This window comes from Streptomyces sp. NPDC001678, from assembly GCF_042892945.1.
Lineage (GTDB): Bacteria > Actinomycetota > Actinomycetes > Streptomycetales > Streptomycetaceae > Streptomyces.
On record NZ_JBIAUP010000001.1, the window covers coordinates 499,537 to 522,139 of the forward strand.

23 protein-coding genes are annotated in these 22,603 nt (G+C 73.1%); 10 read left to right on the forward strand and 13 right to left on the reverse strand.

Going from position 1 to position 22,603, the window contains the following annotated elements:
• Nucleotides 1–7: 7 nt before the first annotated feature.
• The 3 genes from ACFYZR_RS02235 to ACFYZR_RS02245 all read right to left on the reverse strand — a co-directional run bounded on the left by ACFYZR_RS02235 (nt 8) and on the right by ACFYZR_RS02245 (nt 2,765).
• A complete protein-coding gene (locus ACFYZR_RS02235; RefSeq protein WP_391904354.1) occupies nt 8–751 on the reverse strand; it encodes a zinc ribbon domain-containing protein in 744 nt (247 codons plus the stop codon).
• A 14-nt stretch (nt 752–765) separates the two neighbouring features.
• A complete protein-coding gene (locus ACFYZR_RS02240; protein ID WP_391903690.1) occupies nt 766–1,605 on the reverse strand; it encodes a Nif3-like dinuclear metal center hexameric protein in 840 nt (279 codons plus the stop codon).
• Between the two features lie 119 nt (nt 1,606–1,724).
• Nucleotides 1,725–2,765: an ABC transporter substrate-binding protein gene (locus tag ACFYZR_RS02245; RefSeq protein WP_391903693.1), complete on the reverse strand. Its 1,041-nt coding sequence runs from the start codon at nt 2,763–2,765 to the stop codon at nt 1,725–1,727.
• A gap of 187 nt (nt 2,766–2,952) precedes the next feature.
• On the opposite strand from ACFYZR_RS02245, the gene ACFYZR_RS02250 reads away from it, so the two are divergent.
• Together ACFYZR_RS02250 and ACFYZR_RS02255 are read left to right on the forward strand one after the other, a co-directional pair.
• The gene (locus tag ACFYZR_RS02250; RefSeq protein ID WP_391903696.1) at nt 2,953–4,158 is read left to right on the forward strand and encodes a hypothetical protein; all 1,206 of its coding nucleotides are present in this window, start codon (nt 2,953–2,955) and stop codon (nt 4,156–4,158) included.
• Nucleotides 4,159–4,399: 241 nt separating this feature from the next.
• Nucleotides 4,400–4,567, forward strand: a complete 168-nt coding sequence (locus ACFYZR_RS02255) for a hypothetical protein (RefSeq protein WP_391903699.1) — start codon at nt 4,400–4,402, stop codon at nt 4,565–4,567.
• A 186-nt stretch (nt 4,568–4,753) separates the two neighbouring features.
• Here the strand turns inward: ACFYZR_RS02255 and ACFYZR_RS02260 are convergent, their stop codons facing one another.
• The 3 genes from ACFYZR_RS02260 to ACFYZR_RS02270 all read right to left on the reverse strand — a co-directional run bounded on the left by ACFYZR_RS02260 (nt 4,754) and on the right by ACFYZR_RS02270 (nt 7,721).
• On the reverse strand, nt 4,754–5,695 hold the full coding sequence (locus ACFYZR_RS02260; RefSeq protein ID WP_391903701.1) for a 3-oxoacyl-ACP reductase: 942 nt from the start codon (nt 5,693–5,695) through the stop codon (nt 4,754–4,756).
• Nucleotides 5,692–6,768, reverse strand: a complete 1,077-nt coding sequence (locus ACFYZR_RS02265) for a Zn-dependent alcohol dehydrogenase (protein WP_391903704.1) — start codon at nt 6,766–6,768, stop codon at nt 5,692–5,694. Before ACFYZR_RS02265 ends, ACFYZR_RS02260 begins: the two co-directional genes overlap by 4 nt.
• A gap of 68 nt (nt 6,769–6,836) precedes the next feature.
• Entirely contained in the window at nt 6,837–7,721 is an 885-nt protein-coding gene (locus ACFYZR_RS02270) for a MaoC/PaaZ C-terminal domain-containing protein (protein WP_391903707.1), read from the reverse strand.
• Between the two features lie 207 nt (nt 7,722–7,928).
• On the opposite strand from ACFYZR_RS02270, the gene ACFYZR_RS02275 reads away from it, so the two are divergent.
• The 6 genes from ACFYZR_RS02275 to ACFYZR_RS02300 all read left to right on the forward strand — a co-directional run bounded on the left by ACFYZR_RS02275 (nt 7,929) and on the right by ACFYZR_RS02300 (nt 13,876).
• Nucleotides 7,929–9,119, forward strand: a complete 1,191-nt coding sequence (locus tag ACFYZR_RS02275; RefSeq protein ID WP_391903711.1) for a sensor histidine kinase — start codon at nt 7,929–7,931, stop codon at nt 9,117–9,119.
• An 8-nt stretch (nt 9,120–9,127) separates the two neighbouring features.
• The gene (locus ACFYZR_RS02280) at nt 9,128–9,733 is read left to right on the forward strand and encodes a response regulator transcription factor (RefSeq protein WP_391904357.1); all 606 of its coding nucleotides are present in this window, start codon (nt 9,128–9,130) and stop codon (nt 9,731–9,733) included.
• A gap of 262 nt (nt 9,734–9,995) precedes the next feature.
• Nucleotides 9,996–10,640, forward strand: a complete 645-nt coding sequence (locus tag ACFYZR_RS02285; protein WP_391903714.1) for a class I SAM-dependent methyltransferase — start codon at nt 9,996–9,998, stop codon at nt 10,638–10,640.
• 23 nt (nt 10,641–10,663) lie between these two features.
• Nucleotides 10,664–11,623, forward strand: a complete 960-nt coding sequence (locus ACFYZR_RS02290; protein WP_391903717.1) for an N-acetylmuramoyl-L-alanine amidase — start codon at nt 10,664–10,666, stop codon at nt 11,621–11,623.
• A 173-nt stretch (nt 11,624–11,796) separates the two neighbouring features.
• Nucleotides 11,797–12,705: a hypothetical protein gene (locus ACFYZR_RS02295; RefSeq protein WP_391903720.1), complete on the forward strand. Its 909-nt coding sequence runs from the start codon at nt 11,797–11,799 to the stop codon at nt 12,703–12,705.
• Nucleotides 12,706–12,859: 154 nt separating this feature from the next.
• The gene (locus tag ACFYZR_RS02300) at nt 12,860–13,876 is read left to right on the forward strand and encodes an LLM class F420-dependent oxidoreductase (protein WP_391903723.1); all 1,017 of its coding nucleotides are present in this window, start codon (nt 12,860–12,862) and stop codon (nt 13,874–13,876) included.
• On the opposite strand, the gene ACFYZR_RS02305 is transcribed toward ACFYZR_RS02300, so the two are convergent.
• The 4 genes from ACFYZR_RS02305 to ACFYZR_RS02320 all read right to left on the reverse strand — a co-directional run bounded on the left by ACFYZR_RS02305 (nt 13,870) and on the right by ACFYZR_RS02320 (nt 17,546).
• Entirely contained in the window at nt 13,870–15,360 is a 1,491-nt protein-coding gene (locus tag ACFYZR_RS02305) for a M1 family metallopeptidase (protein ID WP_391903727.1), read from the reverse strand. The two genes, ACFYZR_RS02300 and ACFYZR_RS02305, sit on opposite strands and share 7 nt — an antisense overlap.
• Before the next feature lie 13 nt (nt 15,361–15,373).
• The gene (locus tag ACFYZR_RS02310; protein WP_391903729.1) at nt 15,374–16,162 is read right to left on the reverse strand and encodes a maleylpyruvate isomerase family mycothiol-dependent enzyme; all 789 of its coding nucleotides are present in this window, start codon (nt 16,160–16,162) and stop codon (nt 15,374–15,376) included.
• 59 nt (nt 16,163–16,221) lie between these two features.
• Nucleotides 16,222–16,782 (reverse strand): hypothetical protein, encoded by a 561-nt coding sequence (locus tag ACFYZR_RS02315; protein ID WP_391903732.1) that lies wholly within the window; start codon nt 16,780–16,782, stop codon nt 16,222–16,224.
• Between the two features lie 95 nt (nt 16,783–16,877).
• Complete coding sequence (locus tag ACFYZR_RS02320) at nt 16,878–17,546, reverse strand: TetR/AcrR family transcriptional regulator (RefSeq protein WP_391903734.1); 669 nt, start codon at nt 17,544–17,546, stop codon at nt 16,878–16,880.
• A gap of 145 nt (nt 17,547–17,691) precedes the next feature.
• Between ACFYZR_RS02320 and ACFYZR_RS02325 the strand changes: the two genes are divergently transcribed.
• On the forward strand, nt 17,692–18,531 hold the full coding sequence (locus tag ACFYZR_RS02325) for an SDR family oxidoreductase (RefSeq protein ID WP_391903737.1): 840 nt from the start codon (nt 17,692–17,694) through the stop codon (nt 18,529–18,531).
• A gap of 69 nt (nt 18,532–18,600) precedes the next feature.
• A complete protein-coding gene (locus ACFYZR_RS02330) occupies nt 18,601–18,933 on the forward strand; it encodes a hypothetical protein (RefSeq protein ID WP_391903740.1) in 333 nt (110 codons plus the stop codon).
• 42 nt (nt 18,934–18,975) lie between these two features.
• Here ACFYZR_RS02330 and ACFYZR_RS02335 read toward each other — a convergent pair whose 3' ends face one another.
• The 3 genes from ACFYZR_RS02335 to ACFYZR_RS02345 form a co-directional block, all read right to left on the reverse strand.
• A complete protein-coding gene (locus ACFYZR_RS02335; protein WP_391903742.1) occupies nt 18,976–20,058 on the reverse strand; it encodes a prenyltransferase in 1,083 nt (360 codons plus the stop codon).
• Nucleotides 20,055–20,789, reverse strand: coding sequence for a class I SAM-dependent methyltransferase (locus ACFYZR_RS02340; RefSeq protein ID WP_391903745.1), 735 nt, complete (start codon nt 20,787–20,789; stop codon nt 20,055–20,057). The genes ACFYZR_RS02335 and ACFYZR_RS02340 overlap by 4 nt, the downstream gene beginning before the upstream one ends.
• A gap of 232 nt (nt 20,790–21,021) precedes the next feature.
• Nucleotides 21,022–22,413 (reverse strand): glycosyltransferase family 4 protein, encoded by a 1,392-nt coding sequence (locus tag ACFYZR_RS02345; protein WP_391903748.1) that lies wholly within the window; start codon nt 22,411–22,413, stop codon nt 21,022–21,024.
• Nucleotides 22,414–22,603: the final 190 nt, after the last annotated feature.

Below are 22,603 nucleotides of genomic sequence, written 5' to 3' on the forward strand. Positions count from 1 at the left end.
GGCCGGACTACAGGCCCGACTCGGACATGCGGACCAGGATGCGGCTGCAGTTCTCGCAGCGGACGATCTCGTCGGCGGCGGCCTTGCGGACCTCGTTGAGCTCGGTGATGTCGAGCTCCAGACGGCAGCCCTCGCAGCGGCGCTGGTAGAGGCGGGCGGCGCCGACGCCGCCGGAGCGGGCGCGGACCTTGTCGTAGAGCTTGATCAGGTCGGCCGGGATGGAGCCGGCGACGACCTCGCGCTCCTTGGTGACGGTGGCGATCTCGGCGTCGATGGTCGCGGTGGCGGCGTCGCGGCGGGCGACGGCGTCGTCGACCTTGGCCTGGACGGAGGCGACGCGGCCGGTCAGCTCGGTGGCCCGCTCGGCGGCGGCCTCGCGGCGCTCCATGACCTCCAGGACGACGTCCTCAAGGTCGCCCTGGCGCTTGGCGAGGGAGGCGATCTCGTGCTGGAGCTTCTCCAGGTCCTTGGGGGACATGCCGGCGCCGGAGTCCAGGCGCTGCTGGTCGCGGGCGGCGCGCTGGCGGACCTGGTCGACGTCCGTCTCGGCCTTGGCCTGCTCGCGGCCGCAGTCGCTCTCCTCGGTCTGCGCGGCGACGAGGAGGTCGCGGTGCTGGGCGAGGTCGCCCTCGAGGGAGGTGATCTCGGCGTGCTCGGGGAGGCTCTTGCGCTTGTGGGCGAGCTGGGTGAGGCGGACGTCCAGGGCCTGGAGGTCGAGGAGACGGATCTGGTCGGCGGGCGCGGCGTTGATTTGGGGGCTCCTGATTACTGGTGATGGGAGGACGACGCCGCGTGGGCGGTCCAGGGGTCGGTGACCGTACGGGAGACATGGGTGCGCAGGCCCCAGCCGTGGCGGTCGGAGATCTCGTCGAGCTGGGCGGCGGCCTGCTCGGTCCAGGGCCACTCGGTGGCCCAGTGGGCGGCGTCGATCAGCGCGAGCGGGCTGGTCGCGCGGGCGTCGGAGGCCGGGTGGTGGCGCAGGTCGGCGGTGACGTAGGCGTCGACGCCGGCGGCCCGCACCTCGTCGAAGAGGGAGTCGCCGGAGCCGCCGCAGACGGCGACCGTGCGGATGACGCGCTCGGGGTCCCCGGCGGCGCGGATGCCCTGGGCGGTGGCGGGCAGCCGCTTGGCGGCGCGCTCGGCGAAGGCCGCCAGGGTCAGCGGCGGGTCGAGCTCGCAGATCCGGCCGAGGCCGCGGCGGCCGGCGGGGTCGCTCGGGTCGGGTACGAGCGGGGCGACGACGCGCAGGTCGAGGGCGCCGGCGAGGGCGTCGGAGACACCGGGGTCGGCGCGGTCGGCGTTGGTGTGCGCGACGTGCAGCGCGATGTCGTTCTTGATCAGGGTGTGCACGGCGCGGCCCTTGAAGGTGCCGGCCGAGACCGTCGTCGTCCCCCGCAGATAGAGGGGGTGGTGGGCGACGATCAGATCGGCGCCGAGCTCCACGGCCTCGTCGACGACTTCCTGGACGGGGTCGACGGCGAACAGGACCCGGGTGATCTCGGCGTCGGGGTCGCCGCAGACCGTACCGACGGCGTCCCACTGCTCGGCTCGCTCCGGGGGCCAGAGGGCTTCGAGGGCGGAGATGACTTCAGACAGTACGGGCACGGAGGAAAGGCTACCTTCCTCCGTGCCCGCCCTTCGCTGACGCGTGGGGCTCCGCGGCTCCGGCCTACTTCTTTCCCTACTTCTTTTCCCGCTTCTTTTTGCTACTTCTTCACCGGTTGCTACTTCTTCACCAGGAAGCCGCGGAGGTCGTCGAGGACGCTGTTGGCCGCCGTGACACCGAGGCCGAGGTACCAGGTCTCGTCGGAGACGTTCTTCGCCCGACCGTCCTTGACCGCCTTCAGGCTCTTCCAGAGCGGGTTGTCCTCGGCGGTGTCGCGCTTGGTCTTGTCCGGGTCGCCGTAGACGCCGGTGAAGATCCAGTCGGCGTCGGCCTTGTCGATGTTCTCGGGGCTGATCTCCACGGCGAGCTTGTCGGCCCGCTGGTTCTCGGGCCGGGGCAGGCCGGCGTCCTTGAGGACGGTGCCGATGAACGACTGCTGCGCGTACAGACGGGTGAACTGCGGCAGGTAGCGCAGCATGGTGATCGTCGGCTTCTTGTCGCCGAGGTCGGCGCCGAGCTTCTTCGCCTTGGCCTCGTAGTCGGCCAGCTGCTTCTTGGCCTCGTCGGTCCGGTCGAGGGCGGCGGCGTTGAGGAGGTAGTTCTCCTTCCAGGTGAAGCCCGGGCGGACGGAGAACACGGTCGGGGCGATCTTCGAGAGGTCCTTGTAGTGCTTCTCGGCGCGGAGCTTGCTGCCGAGGATCAGGTCGGGCTTGAGCTCGTTGATCGCTTCGAGGTTGAGGTTGTTGATGGTGCCGACGCTCTTGGGCTCGCCGACGTCCTTCTTGAGGTAGTCGGGGATGCCCGTGCTGCCCTCGCTGGGGGCCCAGCCGACGGGCTTGAGGCCGAGCGAGACGACGTTGTCGAGCTCGCCGACGTCGAGGACGACGACGCGCTGGGGGCGCTGCTTGATCTCGGTCCTGCCCAGGGCGTGGGTGATGACGCGCGGGAACTGGCCGGGCGCGGCGTCCGTGCCCATCTTCGCGGTCTGCTCGGCGGCCTTGCCGAAGTCCTTGCCCTTCTCGGACACCGCCTTCGAGCCGGCGCCGCCGTCCTTGCCCGATTCCGAGGAGCCGCCGGACGAGCCTCCGCAGGCGGAGAGGGAGAGCGCGGCGGCTATGGACAGGGCTGCGGCGGCGGTGCCGCGGCGGCGGAGGGACATCGGGGCTCCTGGGTGCCGTGGTACTTAGGATCGCCTTACCTTAATCACACGTCTTCCCGGAAGCACACCCACCCCCTTTTCTCAGGCGAACCGGACAACTAACCACCCATACAGGTGAACCACCCGGGGTCGAAGGCTTCCACAGGAATCCGGATAACTACGTTCTGTGCCGGAGGTGACGTTTTCCATGACGGTCTGTGCTCCCCACGGTCCCCAGAGCACTCCGCAGAGCCTTCCGCGGAGCGCGCCGCCGGAAGACTCGAGACGCCCGGCGTTCACCGTGACGGTGGACGGTTCGTACGCGGCCTGGCTCGCCCTCGGCCGCGGCACGGACGGCTGGTTCCCCGAGCGGTGGACGCTCGACGGGCCCGAGCCCTACGCGGTGTCCCTGCCCGGCACCCAGCCCGAGGAACCGGACAGCCAGCTGCTCCCCCTGACCGACGGCCGGGTCGTCATCCGCCGCCGCGTCGCCGAGCGGTACGCGCTGTCGCTCCTCTACCCCACCGGGCCCGGCACCGGCGAACTGCCGCTCGGCGCCATCGAGTGCCCGTATCTGTGCCTGCTGCCCCCCGCGCCCGACGGCGCCTCCGCCTACGCTCTCGTCCACGGCGAGGGACGGACCACCCTCTGGCGGGTGCACGGCGGCAGCGGCGGCCCCGAGCTGCTGGCCACGGTGCCGGGGCGGTGCGAGGGCGGCGCCTGGCTGGACCGCTCCGGGCGGCTGCTCGCCCTGGACCGGGAGCTGGACGGGCTGACCAAGGCCGTCGTCGTCGACCTGGGCCGGGGCGGCGAGACCAGCCCGCTGCTCCAGATCACCGAGAAGAGCAACGACCGGCTGCTGCTCGCCGAGCCCGACAGCGGTCTGCTGCTCGTACGCTCCGACGCGCCCGGCGTCGACCGGCTCGGCTGGGGCGTGCTGGGCTCGGCGCGGCCCGTGCGCTTCCCCGAGTGCCTGCTGCCGGCGGACGCCGAGCTGACCCCCTTCGCCGCCCGGCCGGGTCAGGGCCTGGCCCCCGAGGAGTGCGCGGTGGCGTTCCGCGTCGACCAGGGGGCGGGCGGCGACTGGGTGGGCGTGTGGAGCGCGGCCACCAAGCGGCTGCGGCGCTTCCCCGGCCCGACGGGCTGGCTCACCGGGGCCGGGCTCTGGACGGCGGGCGGCGAGCTGCGGCTGCCGTTCGTGACGGCGAGCGTGCCGTGCGGGCTGGCGCGGGTGCCGGTATCGGAGCCGGGGCCGATGCAGGTGCCGGTGCCGGACGAGCCCGAGGACATCTCCGACCCGTCGGCCTTCCCCGACCCGTCGGCGGCGTCGGCCATGTCCATGGTGCCGGTGCCCGTGCCGCGGCCGCCCCGGCCGGTGCCGCTCCAGCAGGCGCCCTGCGCGCGTACTCCGTAACGACGTACTCCGTAACGGGGCACAAGGCGGACACACCGATGGGTACGGGTGGCTCGGTGATCAAGGCCCCGTTAAACTTCGGGTGGGGGTCGCGCGGCCGTAGCCGGTCTTTCCAACGACCGTAGCTGGGTGGCGTGTTGGCGCTTGCGTCTGACGTGATGTTACGTGGTGTCACGTCGTGCGATGCGGTGCCGCGGCCCCCGTGCGTACGCTTCCCCATCCGACGGAGTGACTTTTCCTCATGCCCGATGCCCGAACCGACACGACCGAGGCGCGCCCGCTCGATGCGTCCGCCGCACAGGCCGCTGCCGCCGGCACCGGCGCCGGCAGGCACCGTGGTCCGGCGTCCCCGGACGACCATGCGGCCGGTACGGCCGCGCACGGCAAGCACCGGCGCGAAACCGACTGACGTCGGTTTCGCCCGACTGGCCCGTACGGCCCCGTCGCCCGGCTCGCATCGCGCGAGCCGGGCGACGGCCGTTTCGCGCACGGTGCGGGCCGGTGGCACCGGGGGGAGGGGAGCCCCGGTCCCGCCCTTTCACCGTTTCCCGGGGCTCCGCCCCGGACCCCGCTCCTCAAACGCCGGAGGGGCTGATTACGGCAGCACCGCCGCGAAGCCCTCGCCCGCGTCACGCGTCGCGTAATAAGGGGTCAGGACCCGGTCCAGTTCCTCGATCGTGAAGACGTCCCCCTTCGTGTCGAAGCGGGCCGCGACCCTCGGCCGTTCCATCACCGCCACCATCCCCCCGTGGACCACGAAGACCTGCCCCGTGATGCCCGCCGCCGGCGGCGACGCGAGGTACGAGACCAGCGGAGCGACATGCTCCGGAGCGAGGGGGTCGACGCCATCGGCCGTCAGAGGTTCGACGCGCGCGAAGACGTCCTCCGTCATACGGGTCCGCGCGCGCGGGCAGATCGCGTTCACGGTGGCGCCGTACTTGCGGAGGGCCGCCGCCGTCGAGAGGGTCAGGCCGACGATGCCGCCCTTCGCCGCCGCGTAGTTCGGCTGGCCGGGCGAACCGGCCAGGAAGGCCTCGGAGGAGGTGGTGACGATCCGGCCGTGGACCGGGGCGCCGCCCGTCGCCTTGGAGCGGTCGCGCCAGTGCGCGGCGGCGAAGCGGATCGTGTTGAAGTGGCCCTTGAGGTGGACGCGGACGACCGCGTCCCATTCGTCCTCGGTCATCGAGAAGACCATCCGGTCCCGGAGGATGCCCGCGTTGTTGACCAGGACGTCCAGCGAGCCGTAGGTGTCGAGCGCCAGCTCGACGAGCTCGCGGGCCTCGCCGAAATCGGAGACGTCGCCGGTGTGGGCGACGGCCTCGCCGCCCGCCGCCCGGATCTCCGCGACGACCGACTCGGCCGGGCCGGCGGACGCCTCGCCGGAGCCGTCGCGGCCGGGGCGGCCGTAGTCGTTGACGACGACGCGGGCGCCGTGCCGGGCCAGTTCCAGGGCCTCGGCCCGGCCGAGGCCGCGCCCGGCGCCGGTGACGATCGCCGTCCGGTCGCGGAGGGTGCGCAGCGGCCGACCGGCACTCACAGCATGATCCAGGTGCGCAGCGCCTCGCCCGTGCGCATCTGCTCGAGGGCGTCGTTGACGCGGGCGAGCGGCACCCGGTGGGTGATCAGCCCTTCGAGGTCCACGCGGCCCGCGCGCCAGAGGGCGATCGCGCGGTCATAGGAGCGGCGGACGTCACCGCCGCCGTACAGGGAGGGCAGGATCCGCTTCTCGTCGAAGAACAGCTCGAACATGCTCACGCGGAAGTGGTCGTCGAGGGCGCCCGCGCCGACGACGCAGAGGGTGCCGCCGCGCCGGGTGGCCTCGTAGGCGGTGCGGGCGGTGGCGGAGGTGCCGACGACCTCGAAGACGTAGTCGAAGCCCTCGCCGGAGGTGACGCGTGACGAGGCGTCGGTCAGGCCCTCGGGGGCGACGGCCTCGGTGGCGCCGAAGCGCAGGGCCGCCTCGCGGCGGGAGGCCACCGGGTCGACGGCCACGATCCGGGCCGCGCCGCAGACCTTCGCGCCCTGGATCGCGGAGATGCCCACGCCGCCGCAGCCGATGACGGCGACGGACGCGCCGGGCTCCACCTTGGCGGTGTTGAGCACCGCGCCGAGTCCGGTGGTGACGCCGCAGCCGAGGAGTGCGGCGATCTCGTAGGGCACGTCGTCGGGGACGGGCACGGCGCAGCCCGCGCCGACGACGACCTCCTCGGCGAAGGTGCCGGTGCCCGCGAAGCCGTAGAGATCCTCGGAGCGGTGCCGGAAGTTGGGGGCCGCGGCGCCCGCGAGGCCCGCGAGGCAGAGATGGGTCTGGCCGCGGGCGCAGGAGGCGCAGTCGCCGCACGGGGGCAGCCAGCAGATCAGGACACGGTCGCCCGGCTTGACGTGGGTGACGCCCTCCCCCACCTCGACGACGTCCCCGGCGCCCTCGTGGCCGGGGACGAGGGGGGCGCGCTGGGGCAGGACCCCGGACATCGCGGAGAGGTCGGAGTGGCACAGTCCGGCGGCCCGGACGCGGATCCTGACCTTGCCGGGGCCGAAGCCGACGGTCTGGACGCCGTCGAGGACGTCGAGGGTGTCCTGCCCGGTCTTGTGCTGTACGGCGGCGCGCATGGCGGTGCTCCCTTCACGGGTGCGTTCGCGGGTGCGGGTGCGCTTGCTGGGCGTTGGCGGTCACGCGGTTACGCGTATTCGACGAGCGTGTCGGTCAGCACGGGCGCGTCGTCGCGTTCGACGACGCCGGCGGTCACCTGGACGCGGCCGGGTGCCGGGGTGTCGCGCCAGATCCGCACCCGCAGGGTCTCGCCGGGGTGGACGACGCCGGCGAAGCGGGTGGCGTAGGAGCGCACCCGGGTCACGTCGCCGGAGAGCACGGTGTCCACGACGGCCTTGAGGACGATGCCGTAGGAGCACAGGCCGTGGAGGATCGGCCTGTCGAAACCGGCGAGCCGGGCGAATTCGGGGTCGGCGTGGAGGGGGTTCCAGTCGCCGGAGAGACGGTAGAGGAGGGCCTGGTCCTCGCGGACGTACCGGTCGACGGTGAGGCCGGGCTCGGTGTCGGGGGCGGGGAGGCGCTCGGTGACGCCGCGTTCGCCGCCGAAGCCGCCCTCGCCCTTGACGAAGATCTCGCTGACGCCGGTCCACAGCGGCCCGTCGTCGTCCTCGGTGTCCGAGCGCAGCACGATGACGGCCGCCTTGCCCTTGTCGTGGACGGCGGCGACGCGCGAGGTCTGGGTGACGCCGGTGGCGCGGATGGGCAGGGGGCGGTGGAGGGTGATCGTCTGTCCGCCGTGGAGGACGGCGGCGAGGTCGACGTCGATGCCGGGCATGGTCAGGGCGCCGGCCACGGCGCGGCCGCCGCCGGCGACCGTCGCGAAGCTCGGGAGGACGTGGAGCCGGCTCTCCAGGGTGTAGCGCAGTTCGCCGGGGTCGGTGGCGAGGCTCCGCCCGCCCTGGCGCGAGCCCGCGCCGATGCCGAGGTGGTAGAGGAGGACGTCCTTGTGGTCCCAGGCGAGCGAGGCGGTCCGGGGTGCGGCGGTGGTCGCCTTGACCGGGTCGATGGGCATGGAGGTGTGCGCTCCTTCGCCGTCCGGAATGCGTGGGGCCGATGACTAGAACGCGTTCTATTCAACGGGCCCTCATATATAGCCGATTCCGGTTGGCGCCGGAAGACACCCGACGAAAGGGGGACGACAGAGAGAGGCCAAATGTCATGGGCGGCCGAAGACATACGGTTCTGACCATGCGTTATGCCCCGCCATAGGATTCCGGTCATGAGGAAGACCACGGGGGCCCCGCTCGACGACGACATGGCGCGGCACAAACCACCGGGCAAATTCGCCTTTCTGCCCTGGCTGCTGATGATTTCCGGTGATGTGCAGGACCTGGTCAAGGGGGAGTTCCCGCACCCCTGGCTGGGCGGCCTGGGCGTCGCCGCGTTCGCCGGCCTGTACACGGCCACGGTGGTGCTCGGCCTGGACCGGGCGCGGCTGGGCACCCGGATGCCCCGGCTGCTGCTCCTGGGCGTGGCGGTGGCCGCCTACGCGCTGTCGCTGGGGTACGGCGGCAAGTGGATGATGTGCTTCCCCGTACTGTCCCTGGCCACCGGCATCGTGCTGCGCGGCGAGCGGCTGCTGGGCGTCGCGGTGCTGGGCATCGCCGCGTCGGCGGGGGTGATCGACGGCTGGCACAGCGGGGCCGAGGACGCGATGATCACCGGCTACGGCTCCGTCATGTCCGGCATGGTGACGGCGGCGGTGCTGCGGCTCTTCGAGACAGTCGCCGAACTCCGCGAGACCCGCGAGGAGCTGGCCCGCTCGGCTGTGGAGCGCGAGCGGCTGCGTTTCTCCCGCGATCTCCACGACCTGCTGGGCCACACCATGTCCGTGATCGTGGTCAAGGCGGAGGCGGTGCGCCGGCTGGCCCCCCGGAACCTGGAGGCCGCGCTGGGCCAGGCCGCCGACATCGAGGCGGTGGGCCGGCAGGCCCTCACCGAGATCCGCGAGGCGGTGACGGGCTACCGCGAGGGCAGTCTCACCACGGAGCTCGACCGCGCCCGTTCGGTGCTCGACGCCTCCGGCATCACGGCCGACATACGCCAGTCGGGCCCGCCGCTGCCGCCGCAGACGGCGGCGCTGCTGGGCTGGGTCGTCCGGGAGGGGGTCACCAATGTCGTCCGGCACAGCAGGGCGCAGCGGTGTGTGATCGAGGTCCGGGGAGCGGAGGACCGGGTTCATCTGGAGATCAGCGACGACGGGCGCGGCGTAGGGTCGGAGCCGGACGGGGTGCCGGGGTCGGGCGGCAACGGTCTGAAGGGCCTGGCCGAGCGGCTGACCGCCGGCGGTGGCTCCCTGACGTCGGGCCCCGACGGGAAGCGTGGCTTCCGCCTGGTGGCGGAGCTTCCGGTGGACGAGAACGACGAAGAGACCGACGAAGAGGGCGACGAGGAGGAGCGGGCCGCGTGAGCAGCGAGCTGATCCGGGTACTTCTGGCGGAGGACCAGGGGATGATGCGCGGCGCGCTGGCGCTGCTGCTCGGCCTGGAGGACGACATCGAGATCGTCGCCCAGGTCGGCAACGGCGACGACATCGTCCCCAAGGCCCTCGAGGCGCGCCCCGACATCGCGCTGCTGGACATCGAACTCCCCGGCCGCAGCGGCCTCGACGCCGCCGCCGACCTGCGCACCCGGCTCCCGGAGTGCCGGGTGCTGATACTGACGACCTTTGGCCGCCCCGGCTATCTGCGGCGGGCGATGGAGGCGGGCGCGTCCGGCTTCCTGGTCAAGGACGGCCCGGTGGAGGACCTGGCGGCCGCGATCCGCCGCGTGCTCGCGGGCGAGCGCGTCATCGACCCGGCCCTGGCGGCGGCCGCGCTCAGCGCGGGGCCGAATCCGCTGACGCAGCGGGAGCGGGATGTTCTCAGCGCCGCCGTCGACGGGGCTACCGTCGCCGACATCGCTGCGAAGGTGCACTTGTCGCCGGCGACGGTGCGGAATTATTTGTCGGCGGCGATCGGGAAGACACAGACGCGGAACCGGATGGAGGCGGTGCGCGCGGCGCGCCAGAACGGGTGGTTGTAGGCCCCGGTCCCGCCCTTTCACCGTTTCCTAGGGGGCTGCCGCCCCCTGGCTCCCCCGCTTGAGGGGCTGCTTCGCAGCCCCTCAAGCACCCCCGGAGCGGGGGTCCGGGGGCGGCAGCCCCTGGGAGCGGGGGTGCGAGGGGGCCGCAGGCCCCGCTCGGAAACGGTGAAAGGGCGGGACCGGGGCTCCCCACCAGCGGCGCGCACAACGCCGTGCGGCAGCATGGGGCACCGACAACCGCCCCGCACAGTGAGGATCCGCGATGCCGCCCAAGCCCGACATACTCGCCGCCTTCGAGGCCGCGAAGGGATTCATGCCGGTGGACGAGGGCCTCGCCCTGTACGCCGCCGCGCGGGACGCGGCGCGGCTCGGGCTGCCGCTGCTGGAAGTGGGGACGTACTGCGGCCGTTCGACGATCCTCCTCGCCGACGCGGCCCGTGAGGGCGGCACCGTCGCGGTCACCGTCGACCACCACCGCGGCAGCGAGGAGCAGCAGCCCGGCTGGGAGTACCACGACCCGTCCGTCGTGGACGACGAGCCGGGCGTGGGGCGGATGGACACCCTGCCGACGTTCCGCAGGACGCTGTACAAGGCGGGCCTGGAGGACCACGTCATCGCCGTCGTCGGGCGGTCGCCGCAGGTGGCGAAGGTGTGGCAGGCGCCGGTCGGGCTGGTGTTCATCGACGGCGGGCACACGGACGAGCACGCGGGCGCCGACTACGAGGGGTGGGCGCCGCACGTCGCACCCGAGGGGCTGCTCGTCATCCACGACGTGTTCCCCGACCCCGCCGACGGCGGCCAGGCCCCGTACCGCGTGTATCTCCGGGCGCTCGCGTCCGGCGCGTTCACCGAGGTCTCCGTGACGCGCTCGCTGCGCGTACTGCGGCGTACGGGTCTCGGAACGTGAGTGACGGCGCTAGCATCGCCCGCGTGTCCCACGGCAGCGTTCCCCCCATAGCCCGGCGCCTCGTCGCCGGGCCGGCAGTGGTGCTCCTGGCGGCCGGGCTGGCCGGGTGCGGCGGCGGTACGGTCGGCATGGGCGGCGGTGACGACGGGAAGAAGCCCGTGGCCGCCGCTTCGTCGTCCTCGCCGTCCTCGCCCTCGTCACCGTCGTCGCCCGTCGGCGCCGCGTCGCAGACCCCCAAGAGCGAGCCGCCCGCGGAGCCCAGGAGCTCCGCGCCCGCCCCGGCCGACGCCCCCGCCCCCGCCGCCGACGGGCCGCTGCGGGGCAAGGTCGTCGTGGTCGACCCCGGCCACAACATCCACAACGCCGAGCACTCCGCCGAGATCGACCGTCAGGTCGACATCGGCACCGGCCGCAAGGAGTGCGACACCACCGGCACCGAGACCAACTCCGGCTACGCGGAAGCCACCTTCAGCCTCGATGTCGCGCACCGGCTGCGCGCGATCCTCCAGTCGCGGGGCGCCAAGGTCGTGCTGACCCACGACGGCGACCGGCCGTACGGGCCGTGCGTCACCGAGCGTGCCGAGATCGGCAACAAGGCGCACGGGGACGCCGCCGTGTCCATCCACGCGGACGGCGCGGGCCCCGGTCAGCGCGGCTTCCATGTGATCCTGCCCGCGAAGGTGCGCGGCGGCGCGGCGGACACCGCGCCCATCGTGGCGCCCTCGAAGGAGCTGGGGGCGCGCGTCGCGGGGAACTTCGTCAAGGTGACCGGCAGCGCGCCGTCCAATTACATCGGCCACGGCACCGGTCTCGACACCCGGGGGGATCTGGGCGGCCTCAATCTGTCGACGATTCCCAAGGTGTTCATCGAGTGCGGCAATATGCGCGACGCGCAGGACGCCGCTCTGCTCACCGACGGCGACTGGCGCGAAAAGGCGGCGCAGGGGATCGCGGACGGCATCACGGACTTCCTGCGCGGGTAAAGAGGACCGGAGCGCGGGGCCTTCGCGCGAGAGCCGTACGGGCTGGCCACGGCCGTGTCACGAGGGTGATACGAAGAGGACGCCCGGGCCGCCCAGGCGATAGGTTCCCCTTACGATGGGTGGCCGCCACCCCCGCAGCGACGATTACTGACAGTACTGACAAAGGATTTTAGGTGAACATCCGCTCCCTCACTCGAGGCGACGGCGGGGTGATCGGAGCAGCGGTGTTGCTGTTCATCGCCTCGTTCCTCAGCTTCCGTTCGTACGACTGCGGGCAGGCGACGGTCGGCTGCCCCAAGGAGCCGATCGGCTGGAAGCCTGAACTCTTCCCCGTACTGCCGTCGATCTTCCTCGCCGGAATCATCGCCGCCGCTCTGATCGTCGCCGCCCGGTTCCAGCCGGAGGGGCGCAAGCTCGTCGGGCTCAGCCTCGACCAGTGGGGCACCGCGTTCGCCGTGTTCGCCGCCTGGTCCTCGCTGTGGACGATCTTCGGTGGCCCGGACGTGGAGCAGATCTCGCCCGGCGTCGGCCAGATCCTGGCGCTGATCGCCAACCTCCTGCTCGCGGCCGTCGCGGTGCTGACGCCGCGCACCCCCGCCCTCAAGGCGCCGCTGATGCCCGCCCCGCAGGCCGCGGCCCCCGCCCCGTACGGCGCGCAGCCGCCGCACGCGGGCTACGGCTACCCCGGCCCGGCGGCCGGCGCTCCGCAGCAGGGTGCGCCGCAGCAGGGGGCTCCCTCCCCGTACGGCGCGCAGGCCACCATGCCGTTCGGCGGCCAGGCCGCCCAGCCGCAGCAGGGTCAGCCCGCGCAGGCGCAGCCGCAGCAGCAGGCCCAGCCGGCCGCCGCGCAGCCCGCCGCCGGTCAGCCCGCGGCGCCCGCCGCCGACTTCGCCCCGTTCTGGTTCGCCGTCCCGGTGAACCGCCCGCTGTTCGCGGAGGACGGCTCCGCCGGCCAGGTCGGCGAGCTCGCGCCCGGCACCTGGTACCTCGCGGTCGACCAGCGCGGTCCCGCGCTCGTCGCGCAGACGCAGGACGGCCGTCGCGGCCTGCTCCAGGACACCACGGGCATTCAGCGCGGCTGAGCCCTCGAAGTCCCTCACACCCACGGCCCGCCGGGTTCCTCCCGGCGGGCCGTGGCGCGTCCGGGCTCCGGGGGGAGCGCGGCCTTGTCGCCGGGGCCGGCCGGGCCTAGAGTCCCCGTCGTCACCATCTGACGGTCCGTCAGGAGGTTTGCGCATGCGGCTCGGTCTCGCCCTCGGCTACTGGGGCCGCCGCCCCGACCCCCGGCACGTGGAGCTCGCCCGGCACGCCGAGCGGCTCGGCTACCACTCCGTCTGGACCGCCGAGTCCTGGGGCTCCGACGCCTTCACCCCGCTGACGTGGATCGCCGCCCACACCCGGCGCATCCGGCTCGGCACCGCCGTCGCCCAGATGGCCGCCCGCTCCCCCGCCGCCACCGCGATGCACGCCCTGACCCTCGACCACCTCTCCGGCGGACGGCTGCTCCTCGGGCTGGGGCTGTCGGGGCCACAGGTGGTGGAGGGCTGGTACGGGCGCCCGTTCCCGGACAGTCCGCTGACCGCGACCCGGGAGTACGTGGAGGTCGTCCGGCGGGTGCTGCGCCGCGAGGCGCCGGTGGTCCTCGACGGGCGCTACCACCCCCTGCCCCACCCGGGCCCCGGCGCGACGGGGCTCGGCAAGCCGCTGCGGTCCGTCACCCACCCCCTCCGCCCGGACCTGCCGGTCCTGCTGGGCGCCGAGGGCCCCCGCAACGTCGCCCAGACGGCGCGGATCGCGGACGGCTGGCTCCCCCTGTACTGGTCACCGGCCCGGGCGGGGCTCCACGCCGGCGCCCTCGCCGAGGCGCCGAAGGGCTTCATGGTCGCCCCCATGGCCCAGGTGCGCGTCTGCGCGGCGGGGGACCTCGCGGAGGGGCTGCGGCCGGTGAAGACCATGCTCGCCTTCTACATCGGCGGCATGGGCCACGTCTCCCACAACTTCCACGCCGCCCTGATGGGCCGGATGGGGTACGCGGAGGAGGCGCGCCGGATCCAGCGGCTGTTCCTCGCCGGGCGGCGGGAGGAGGCGGTCGGGGCCGTGCCCGACGCCTTCGCCGACGAGATCTCGCTCGTCGGCCCGCGCGAGCGCATCGCCGAGCGGCTGGCGCTGTGGCGTACGGGCCCGGTCACCGACCTTCTGGTCATGGCCCCGGACCCGGACACCCTCACCCTGCTCGCCGAGCTGAACTACTGAAGCCCGGCGGCGGTTCCGGCGGCGGCCTTCCCGGCGGCGGGCCTGGGCTTGCCCTTCTGGTGGAGCCAGGTGTCGAAGAGGCCGCTCAGATCCCTGCCCGTACGGCTCTCGCAGAGCCGGACGAAGGCCTTCGTGTCGGCGTTCCCGTAGCGGTGCTCGCGGACCCAGGCGCGGAGGATGCCGAAGAATTCGCGGTCCCCGACGGCCTCGCGGAGCTTCTGGAGCACCATCGCGCCCCGGCCGTAGACGGGCGGCTCGGTGAGGTGGCGAGGGGTGGGGGCGTCCGGCGGGAAGTCCCAGATGGTCCTGCCCCCGGGGCCCTTGCTGTTCGGGTCCTCCCCGTCGTAGTAGTCGGTGAAGATCTCGCGTGTCGTACGGCCGCCCCGCTTCTCCTCCCACAGCCATTCGGCGTAGGTGGCGAAGCCCTCGTTGAGCCAGATGTCCCGCCAGGTGCTCGGGGTGACCGCGTTCCCGAACCACTGGTGGGCCAGCTCGTGGACGACCGTGGTGTCGCCGGGGGTGCCCTGGTAGTACGGCTTGGGCTGGGTCTCCAGGGCGTAGCCCACCCGGGCGTTGTGGTCGACGATGCCGCCCGTCGAGGAGAAGGGGTACGGGCCGAACAGCCCGCTCTCCCACGCGACGACCTCGGGCAGCAGCTTCACCATGTCGGGCACGGCCGCGGCCTCTTCGGGGGCGGCGGCGACGTAGTAGGGCAGCCCGCTCGGCATCCGGCCGGTCGCCACCGTGAACCGGCCGACGGCGACGGTCGCCAGATAGCTCGCCAGGGGCTCGGCGCTGTGCCAGACGAAGGCGGTCCGGCCGCCCGGCCTGCGCTCCGTCCGGGTGAGCTCGCCGGTGGCGACGGCCGTGTAGCCGTCGGGGACGGTGACGGTGATGTCGTAGGCGGCCTTGTCGGAGGGGTGGTGGTTGCCGGGGAACCAGGCCGTCGAGCCCGCCGGCTCGCCGAGGGCGGCCACGCCGTCGTCCGACTCCGAACGGACCCAGCCCTCGATCGAGCCGTCCGCGTCCGTGATCTCCTCCGGCCGGCCGTCGTACTCGACGACCGTCTCGAAGGCGGCGTCCTTCCGCAGGGGCGCGGACGGGCGCACCGTCAGCTCGGCGCCGGCGCGCCGCGTCCGGGCCGGTTTTCCGTCGACGCGGGCGGCGCGGACGGTCAGGCCCTTGAGGTCGAGGTTGAAGGAGCTGAGGTCCTGGGTGGCGCGGGCGCTGATGACGGCGGTGGCCGCGAGGCGGTGGGTGCCGGGGTCGTAGTCGAGGGTGAGTCCGTAGTGGCGGACGTGATAGCCGTCGTTGCCGAGGCGGGGGAAGAGCGGATCGCCCACGCCCGGCGCGCCGGGGCGGGGGCCCTGACTCCCGCCGCCGACGCACGCGGTGGCGGCCAGCAGCGCCAGCAGCGCGGACACGACGGGCCGCCGCGCGGCACGCGCCGCGGGCGCGCGGCGAGGCCGCGACCTCGCCTTCATCGACAGGCCGTCATCAGAAGGCGGTCCGCTCCAGCCAGTACTCCAGCGTCGCGCGGTCGCCTATGACCTCCACCAGGTCGCTGTCGGCCGGGATCCGCCGGTAGAAGACGCGCAGGACCTCCGTCAGCGGGCCGCGCAGGGCGACGTCCGCCTTCTCGTGTGCCCGGCGCCATTCGATGGCCTCGCCGCGGGCGTCGATGAACCACTCGGCGTTCAGCTCGGGCGGGGTGTCCGTGGCGTGCAGATGCAGCGTGCCGCCCTGGCCCAGCAGCTCCTTGAGCCGCGGCTTGAATGCCTGGGCGAGCGGCGAGGTGACGAAGGACAGCCACTCGTCGATCGTGTCCGCCGCGACGTCCTGGGCGACCGCGAACGGGACACCGGCGGCGGAGGCGGCGTCCGCCCGGTGCATCACCGTCTCGTGCGTCATGCGGCGGGCCCAGAACGACGCCTTCTGCTCCGCCCCGAACGTCCACACCGGCGTCTCGGGCCCCGCCTCCCGCAGAACCGCGGCCGCGTCCTCGGCGCCCTCGGCCAGCCACGCGTCGAGCCCGGCGGCGTCCATGGTCTCGGCACCGGCCGTGGAGTCGGAGGACAGGTCCGGGGTGAAGTCGGTGGCCCGCTCCCGCACCAGCCCGGTCGCGAAGCGGTGGGCGTTGCCGAGGTGCCGCGCCAGCTGGGCGACGGTCCAGTCGGGGCACGTCGGAACGACGGTGTCGAGGGCGACACCACGCAGGGTGGCCCGCACCTGCTCGGTCTGGGCGAGGATCTCCGAGCAGTAACGGTCGTAGCTCAAAAGAGTCATGACGTCACTTTAGAGCCGGGGTACGACAACGCACAGGGCGCCGCCCGTGCTCCCGGGCGTCAGCCCTTCTGGACGTCGGAGAACGACGGCACCTTGTCGCTGACGGGGGCGCCCGCGCTCTTGCCCGCGTCCTTGACGCTCTTGATGACGTTGTCGAAGTCGTTGATGTCGGCGTCCCCGGCGTCACCCTTGCGCAGCTTGGTCCCCAGCCCCTTGAGGGACTCGATGCCGGCGGTCACCGGGGCCAGGGCCTTGGTGAGCGTCGGGTCGCCCTTGGCGTTGTTGACCGCGGCCTTGAGGCGGTTGTACGCGAACGTGCCGGCCAGGCCCGCCTTGATCAGCGAGCCGGTGCGGCCGTCGGCGCCCTTCTTGAAGGCGCCGTTCCGGAAGGGCTTGACGATCCACTGATAGGTGGCACCGGCGGCGAGTCCCGCGTTGGCGACGAAGCGGGTCTTGGCGAACTTCTGGCGTTCCGCCGAGTCGGTGGCGGTCGGGGCGGCCTCCTCGGCGCCCTTCTTCCCGCCCTTCTCGCTCTTGCCGCCGCCGCAGGCCGTGCCGGTGAGGAGCAGACCGCAGGCCAGGAGCAGGGCGACGGCCGCCCGGCGGGCGCGCTGGGACACGGGTACCTCCCGGGGGTAGTGCCCCCAGGGTCGCCCGGCGCGCGCGGTTCCGCCACCGGGCCGCGGGAGGCGGGGGACCGGTGGGAGGCGGGTGGTCAGCCGGCGGGGGTGTGGAGGATGCCGTTGATGAGGACCTGGAGGCCCCAGGTGTCGCGGTCGCCGTGGGAGAACAGGGCCCGGCGCAGTGAGGTGATCATCGGGTAGCGGTCGGCGGGCAGTGCGGCGTACTGGCCCTCGACGGCGGCGATGACGTCCTCCTCGACCGCGTCCTTGGTGTCGTAGGTGCTCTGCTCGGCGGCGGTCGCGGCGATGTGGAGGTAGATCAGGTCGACGGCCCAGGCGGCGGTGGTGTCGTCGAGACCGCCCTGCTTGAGCAGGGCGAGCATGCGGTCGAGGACGAGCAGGGCGTTGGCCCCGGTGGGAATCGCGCCGAGGGCGACGTGGGCGAGGCCCTCATGGCGGCTCATGGCCTCGACGGTGGCGGCGGCCAGGGCGTGGAGGCGCTGCTGCCAGTCACCGTCCCCGGCGGTCAGGGGGACCCGGCCGAGGGCTTCGTCGAGCATCGCGGCCATGAGGTCGTCGCGGTTGGCGACGTAGACGTAGAGCGAGGCCGGCCCGGTGTCGAGTTCCTTGGCGACGCGGCGCATGGTCAGGGCGTCCAGGCCGTCGCGGTCGAGGATCTCCAGCCCCGTGCGCACGATGACGTCGCGGCTGAGGGGGGCCTTGGCGGGCCGTGCGCGGCGGCTGACCGGGTGGGTGCTCATGGGAAAAGCGTAGCCCGCGAACGAACAGCGTTTGACACGAACACCGTTCGTTCCCTAGCGTGATTAACGAACGAACGCTGTTCGTAGCGAATGCCGTTCGCCGGAGTTCGCCAGAGAGTTCACCAAACAGAAGGAAACGGACACCATGATCCTGATCACCGGAGGCCGCGGCGCGGTCGCCGTCCACCTGACCGCCCTGCTCCACGAGGCCGGCCTGCCCGTGCGCGTCGGCTCCGCCGATCCCGACGCCCTCACCCCGCCTGCGGGTGTGGCCACCGTCCGGCTCGACCTCACCGACCCGGCGACCTTCCCCGCCGCGCTGGCCGGTGCCGACAGCGTTTTCCTCTACGCCAGCCCCGCCGGCGCCGACGATTTCGTCCGGCACGCCGAGCGGGCCGGTGTCGGCCACATCGTGCTGCTGTCCTCGACGAGCGTGCTCGGCCCCGACCCCGAGAACAACGTGGTCGCCGCCTCGCACCTCGCCGTGGAGCGGGCGCTGCTCGCCTCACCGGTCACCACCACGATCCTGCGGCCGGGCGCCTTCGCCTCCAACGCCCGGGGGTGGGCCTGGGCCGTCAAGGCCGGGCGGCCCGTCAGCCTGCCCTTCCCCGGCGCCCACACCGACCCCATTCACGAGCAGGACATCGCCGAGGCCGCGTTCGCCGTCCTCACCGAACCCCGCCACCACGGCGGCCGGTTCACCCTCACGGGCCCCGAGTCGCTGACCTTCGCCCAGCAGATCGACCGGCTCGCCGCCGTCACCGGCCGGCCGATCACGATCAACCACGTCACCGGCGAGGAATGGAAGCGGGAAGTCACCGACTTCATCCCCGCCGCCTACGCCGACGCGCTCCTGAACTGGTGGGAGTCCCACGACGGCCGGCCCGCCCCCCTCACCACCACCGTGGAGGACCTCACCGGCCGCCCCGCCCGCCCCTTCACCACCTGGGCGACCGACCACTCCGCCGACTTCACCACTGCCTGACCCCACAGGCGGAACTCCGACGCCCACCACGGGAGTTGACCGGGTGGGCGAGGAGCGTGAGGAGGGCGTATGAGCGACGCCGTGCCGTATCTGGTGCTGGCCGGCTGCCTGGCCGTGGTGGCGGGCTCCCTCACCTGGCTGAAGGACGTGCTGCGCCGCCGTGGCACCGCGGGCTCGGCCGTCCGGGGCGCGCTGGCCTCGTACGAAGAGGCCATGCGCATCACCTCGCACGACTCCCACCACGAGATCCGCGCGCAGGCGGACCGCCGGGCACCGGTCCTCTCCCCCGGCGAGCCGAAGTGGACCGGCCGTGGAGCGGCGGACGGTGTCACGACGCCGGAGCGGCCGGTCCGCCGCCGGGGCCTCCGGCGGCCGCGCCGCCGATCGCGGCGACGGCGCTGACGCTCCGGGCCCACCGCCCCGTCAGCCGTCACCTGTTACCCGTTACCCCTCGCAGCAGTCGGGCTCCAGCCCCGACGGCAGTCGCTCGCCGCCGAAGACCGCCGTCGTCGCCTCGTCGCCGCCGAGGGCGGCCACGGCGAGCAGCAGGGAGCCCGCCGTCCACGTCGTGCGTTCCTCCGGCCAGACGGCCTTGTCCTCGAAGACGTAGCCCGTCCAGTACATGCCGTCCTCGGCGCGGAGGTGCTGGATCCACTGGAGGATGTCGACGGCGCGGTCGGACTCGCCCATCGCCCACAGGGCCAGCGCCAGTTCGCAGCTCTCGCCGCCGGTGACCCAGGGGTTGGGGACGACGCAGCGGACGCCCAGGCCGGGGACGACGAACTCGTCCCAGCGCTCCTCGATGCGCTCCTTGGCCGCCGGGCCGGTCAGGGCGCCGCCGAGGACCGGGTAGTACCAGTCCATGGAGTAGCGGCTCTTGTCGAGGAAGCGCTCCGGGTGGTGGCGTATCGCGTGGGCCAGGAGGCCCGCGGCCAGCTCCCAGTCCGGCTGCGACTCCTCGCGGTGCTCGGCGATGGCGAGCGCGCAGCGCAGCGCCTGGTGGATGGAGGAGCAGCCGGTGAGCAGGGCGTCGGCGACGGGGGTGCCGTCGTCCTCGGTCTTCCAGCCGATCTGGCCGCCCGGCTGCCGGAGCCGGAGGACGAACTCGACGGCGGCGAAGACGGTCGGCCACATGCGGTCGAGGAAGGCGTCGTCGCCGGTGGAGAGGTAGTGGTGCCAGACGCCGACGGCGACGTAGGCGACGAAGTTCGTCTCGCGGGAGCGGTCGGTGGGCCGTGCGGCGTCGCCGTCGGCGTAGGCGGCGTACCAGGAGCCGTCGGGGTTCTGGTGCTCGGCGAGCCAGCGGTAGGCGGCCTCGGCGCGGGAGTGCTCGCCCGCGGCGTCCAGGGCCATGGCGGCCTCGACGTGGTCCCAGGGGTCGAGGTGGTGACCGGTGAACCACGGTATGGCGCCGTCCGGGCGCTGGACGGCGGCGATGCCGGCGACGGTGCGGGCCGCCTCCTCGGCGGTGAGGACGCCGGGCAGGACGAGGCGTTCGGTGCGGCCGGGGCCGCTGAAGGCGGTCACTCTGCGGCGTCCTCGGGCAGGTGCGGCTTGGTCGCGTAGGCGACGAAGCTCTTGCCGATGACGGGGTTGAGGAGCTGCTCGGCGACGCGCGTGGCGGCGGGCTTCTTCATGATGTCCCAGACCAGCAGCTTGTGGTACGCGCGGACGGGCAGCGCCTTGTCGTTGTCGACGCCGAAGGCGCACTTGAGCCACCAGTACGGGCTGTGGAGACCGTGGGCGTGGTGGGTGCCGTAGGGCTTGAGGCCGGCCTCCGCCATCTTGCCGAGGAGTTCGTCGGCCTTGTAGATGCGGATGTGGCCGCCCTCGACCTCGTGGTACGCGTCGCTGAGCACCCAGCAGACCTTCTCCGGGCCGTAGCGGGGCACGGTGACGGCTATCCGGCCGCCGGGCTTGAGGACGCGCACCATCTCGGCGAGCACGCCCTTGTCGTCCGGGATGTGCTCCATGACCTCGGAGATGATGACGACGTCGAAGCTCGCGTCGGGGAAGGGCAGGGCGAGGGCGTCGCCCTCCATGGCGATGGCCGTGGCGCCCGCCGGGGCCTCCCCGGCCTCCTTCATGGCGGCGAACCACTTGTTGACCTCGCGGATCTCGTCCCCGTTGCGGTCGAGGGCGACGACCCGGGCACCGCGCCGGTAGCACTCGAAGGCATGGCGGCCCGCGCCGCAGCCGAGGTCCAGGACGCGATCGCCTGCGGCGAGCGGGAAGCGGGAGAAATCGACGGTCAGCACGGCTGTTTACTTTCGTCCGAGTTCGGGATGCGGATGCGGTTCGGGTTGCGGCCGGTTCGGCACCGCCGGGTACCTCGCGGTGGCTGAGCGCCGTCGCGGCGGGTTCGGGTGCCCCGGTCCCGCCCCTTCCCGTTTCCTGGGGGCGAGCCCCCAGAACCCCCGGGGTCCGGGGCGCAGCCCCCGGGAAACGGAGAAAGGGCGGGACCGGGGCCCACTCCCGCCGCGACGGCGCTCAGCCACCGCGGCGCGGCCCGGCGGTGCCGGACCTGCCCGGGCCGCCGGCCCGGCCCGGCGTCGCCCCGGCCCGCGCGATCGCCGCGCGGTAGTGCTCGGCCGTGCCGATCGCCGCCTGCCGCCAGGTGAACTTGGCCAGCACCCGCTCACGCCCGGCCGCGCCGAGGCGACGACGGAGAGCGTCGTCCGAAAGCATCCGGCACAGCCCAGCGGCCAGCGCCCCCGCGTCGCCGGGCGGCACCGCGAGGCAGGTCTCGCCGTCGGGGCCGGCGACCTCGGGGATCGCTCCCCCGGTCGTGGCCACCAGCGGGGTGCCCGTGGCCATGGCTTCGGCGGCCGGCAGCGAGAACCCCTCGTACAGGGAGGGCACGCACGCGACCTGCGCCGAGCGGACGAGGTCGACGAGCTCCTCGTCCGTGATGCCCTTGACGAACTCGACGGCGCCCTCCAGGCCGTGGCGCCGGATCGCCGCCGCCACCGGCCCGTCCTCGGCGCGCTTGCCGACGACGACCAGGTGGGCGTCCGGCTGCTCGGCGCGGACCGCGGCGAGCGCGTCGATCAGATGGACCAGGCCCTTGAGCGGGACGTCCGCGCTGGAGGTGGTGACGATCCGGCCCGGCACCTCGGCTACGGCCGGGTCCGGCGAGAACAGGTCGGTGTCGGCGCCGATATGGACGACGTGCACCCGGCCCGGGCGCACCCCGAGATGGTCGACGATCTCCTGGCGGGAGGAGCCGGAGACGGTGAGCACCGACGGCAGCCGCCTGGCGACACGTTTCTGCATGCGGGTGAACGCGTACCAGCGGCGTACGGACGCCCGGCGCTTCCAGTCCTTCGCCGCGTCCAGCTCCAGCTGCCGGTCGACGGTGATGGGGTGGTGGACGGTGGTGACGAGCGGGGCGCCCAGCGCGCCCGGGCCGCCCAGGAGCCCGTAACCGAGGGTCTGGTTGTCGTGGACGACGTCGAATTCGCCTCGGCGCGCGGCGAGATGGCGACGGGCGCGAAGCGAGAAGGTCAGCGGCTCGGGGAAGCGCCCGGCCCACATGGTGCCGACCTCCAGGAGGTCGATCCAGTCGCGGTACTCCTCGCGACGCGGGGTGCGGAAGGGGTCCGGCTGCCGGTAGAGGTCGAGGCTGGGGAGCTCGGTGAGCGGTACGCCCTCGTCGAGGACGGGGTAGGGCTGGGCGCCGATGACCTCGACGGAGTGGCCGAGGCTGGCGAGCTCGCGGGAGAGGTGACGGACGTAGACGCCCTGGCCGCCGCAGAAGGGGTTGCCCTTGTAGGTGAGCATCGCGATGCGCAACGGCGAATCGCCGCGCGCGGGGTCGCCCCCGGCCGGGAGGCTGCTGCGGGCTCGCGTGACCGATGCCTCCGTGGCCTCAGCGGTCACTCCGGCCTCCTTCTCGCTGGCTGTTCCGCCGGAGCGTAACGGGTCGCGCTAATCTAGAACAAGTTTCAGACTGGGTCGTCAGAAGCTTGAATCTACCGGGATGTCAGAGGTCCGAAAGAGCACCGCCGGGTGATTCGCGCCACGACCCGACCCCTGTCATGCTGTGCCGTCCAAGGCCCCCCGGGCGCCG

Coding starts and splice junctions, on each gene's coding strand:
- ACFYZR_RS02245 (WP_391903693.1), bottom strand. CDS start 2,765: ATGTCCCTCCGCCGCCGCGGCACCGCCGCCGCAGCCCTGTCCATAGCC.
- ACFYZR_RS02275 (WP_391903711.1), top strand. CDS start 7,929: ATGAGGAAGACCACGGGGGCCCCGCTCGACGACGACATGGCGCGGCAC.
- ACFYZR_RS02250 (WP_391903696.1), top strand. CDS start 2,953: ATGACGGTCTGTGCTCCCCACGGTCCCCAGAGCACTCCGCAGAGCCTT.
- ACFYZR_RS02270 (WP_391903707.1), bottom strand. CDS start 7,721: ATGCCCATCGACCCGGTCAAGGCGACCACCGCCGCACCCCGGACCGCC.
- ACFYZR_RS02310 (WP_391903729.1), bottom strand. CDS start 16,162: ATGACTCTTTTGAGCTACGACCGTTACTGCTCGGAGATCCTCGCCCAG.
- ACFYZR_RS02330 (WP_391903740.1), top strand. CDS start 18,601: ATGAGCGACGCCGTGCCGTATCTGGTGCTGGCCGGCTGCCTGGCCGTG.
- ACFYZR_RS02305 (WP_391903727.1), bottom strand. CDS start 15,360: ATGAAGGCGAGGTCGCGGCCTCGCCGCGCGCCCGCGGCGCGTGCCGCG.
- ACFYZR_RS02265 (WP_391903704.1), bottom strand. CDS start 6,768: ATGCGCGCCGCCGTACAGCACAAGACCGGGCAGGACACCCTCGACGTC.
- ACFYZR_RS02285 (WP_391903714.1), top strand. CDS start 9,996: ATGCCGCCCAAGCCCGACATACTCGCCGCCTTCGAGGCCGCGAAGGGA.
- ACFYZR_RS02255 (WP_391903699.1), top strand. CDS start 4,400: ATGCCCGATGCCCGAACCGACACGACCGAGGCGCGCCCGCTCGATGCG.
- ACFYZR_RS02300 (WP_391903723.1), top strand. CDS start 12,860: ATGCGGCTCGGTCTCGCCCTCGGCTACTGGGGCCGCCGCCCCGACCCC.
- ACFYZR_RS02325 (WP_391903737.1), top strand. CDS start 17,692: ATGATCCTGATCACCGGAGGCCGCGGCGCGGTCGCCGTCCACCTGACC.
- ACFYZR_RS02320 (WP_391903734.1), bottom strand. CDS start 17,546: ATGAGCACCCACCCGGTCAGCCGCCGCGCACGGCCCGCCAAGGCCCCC.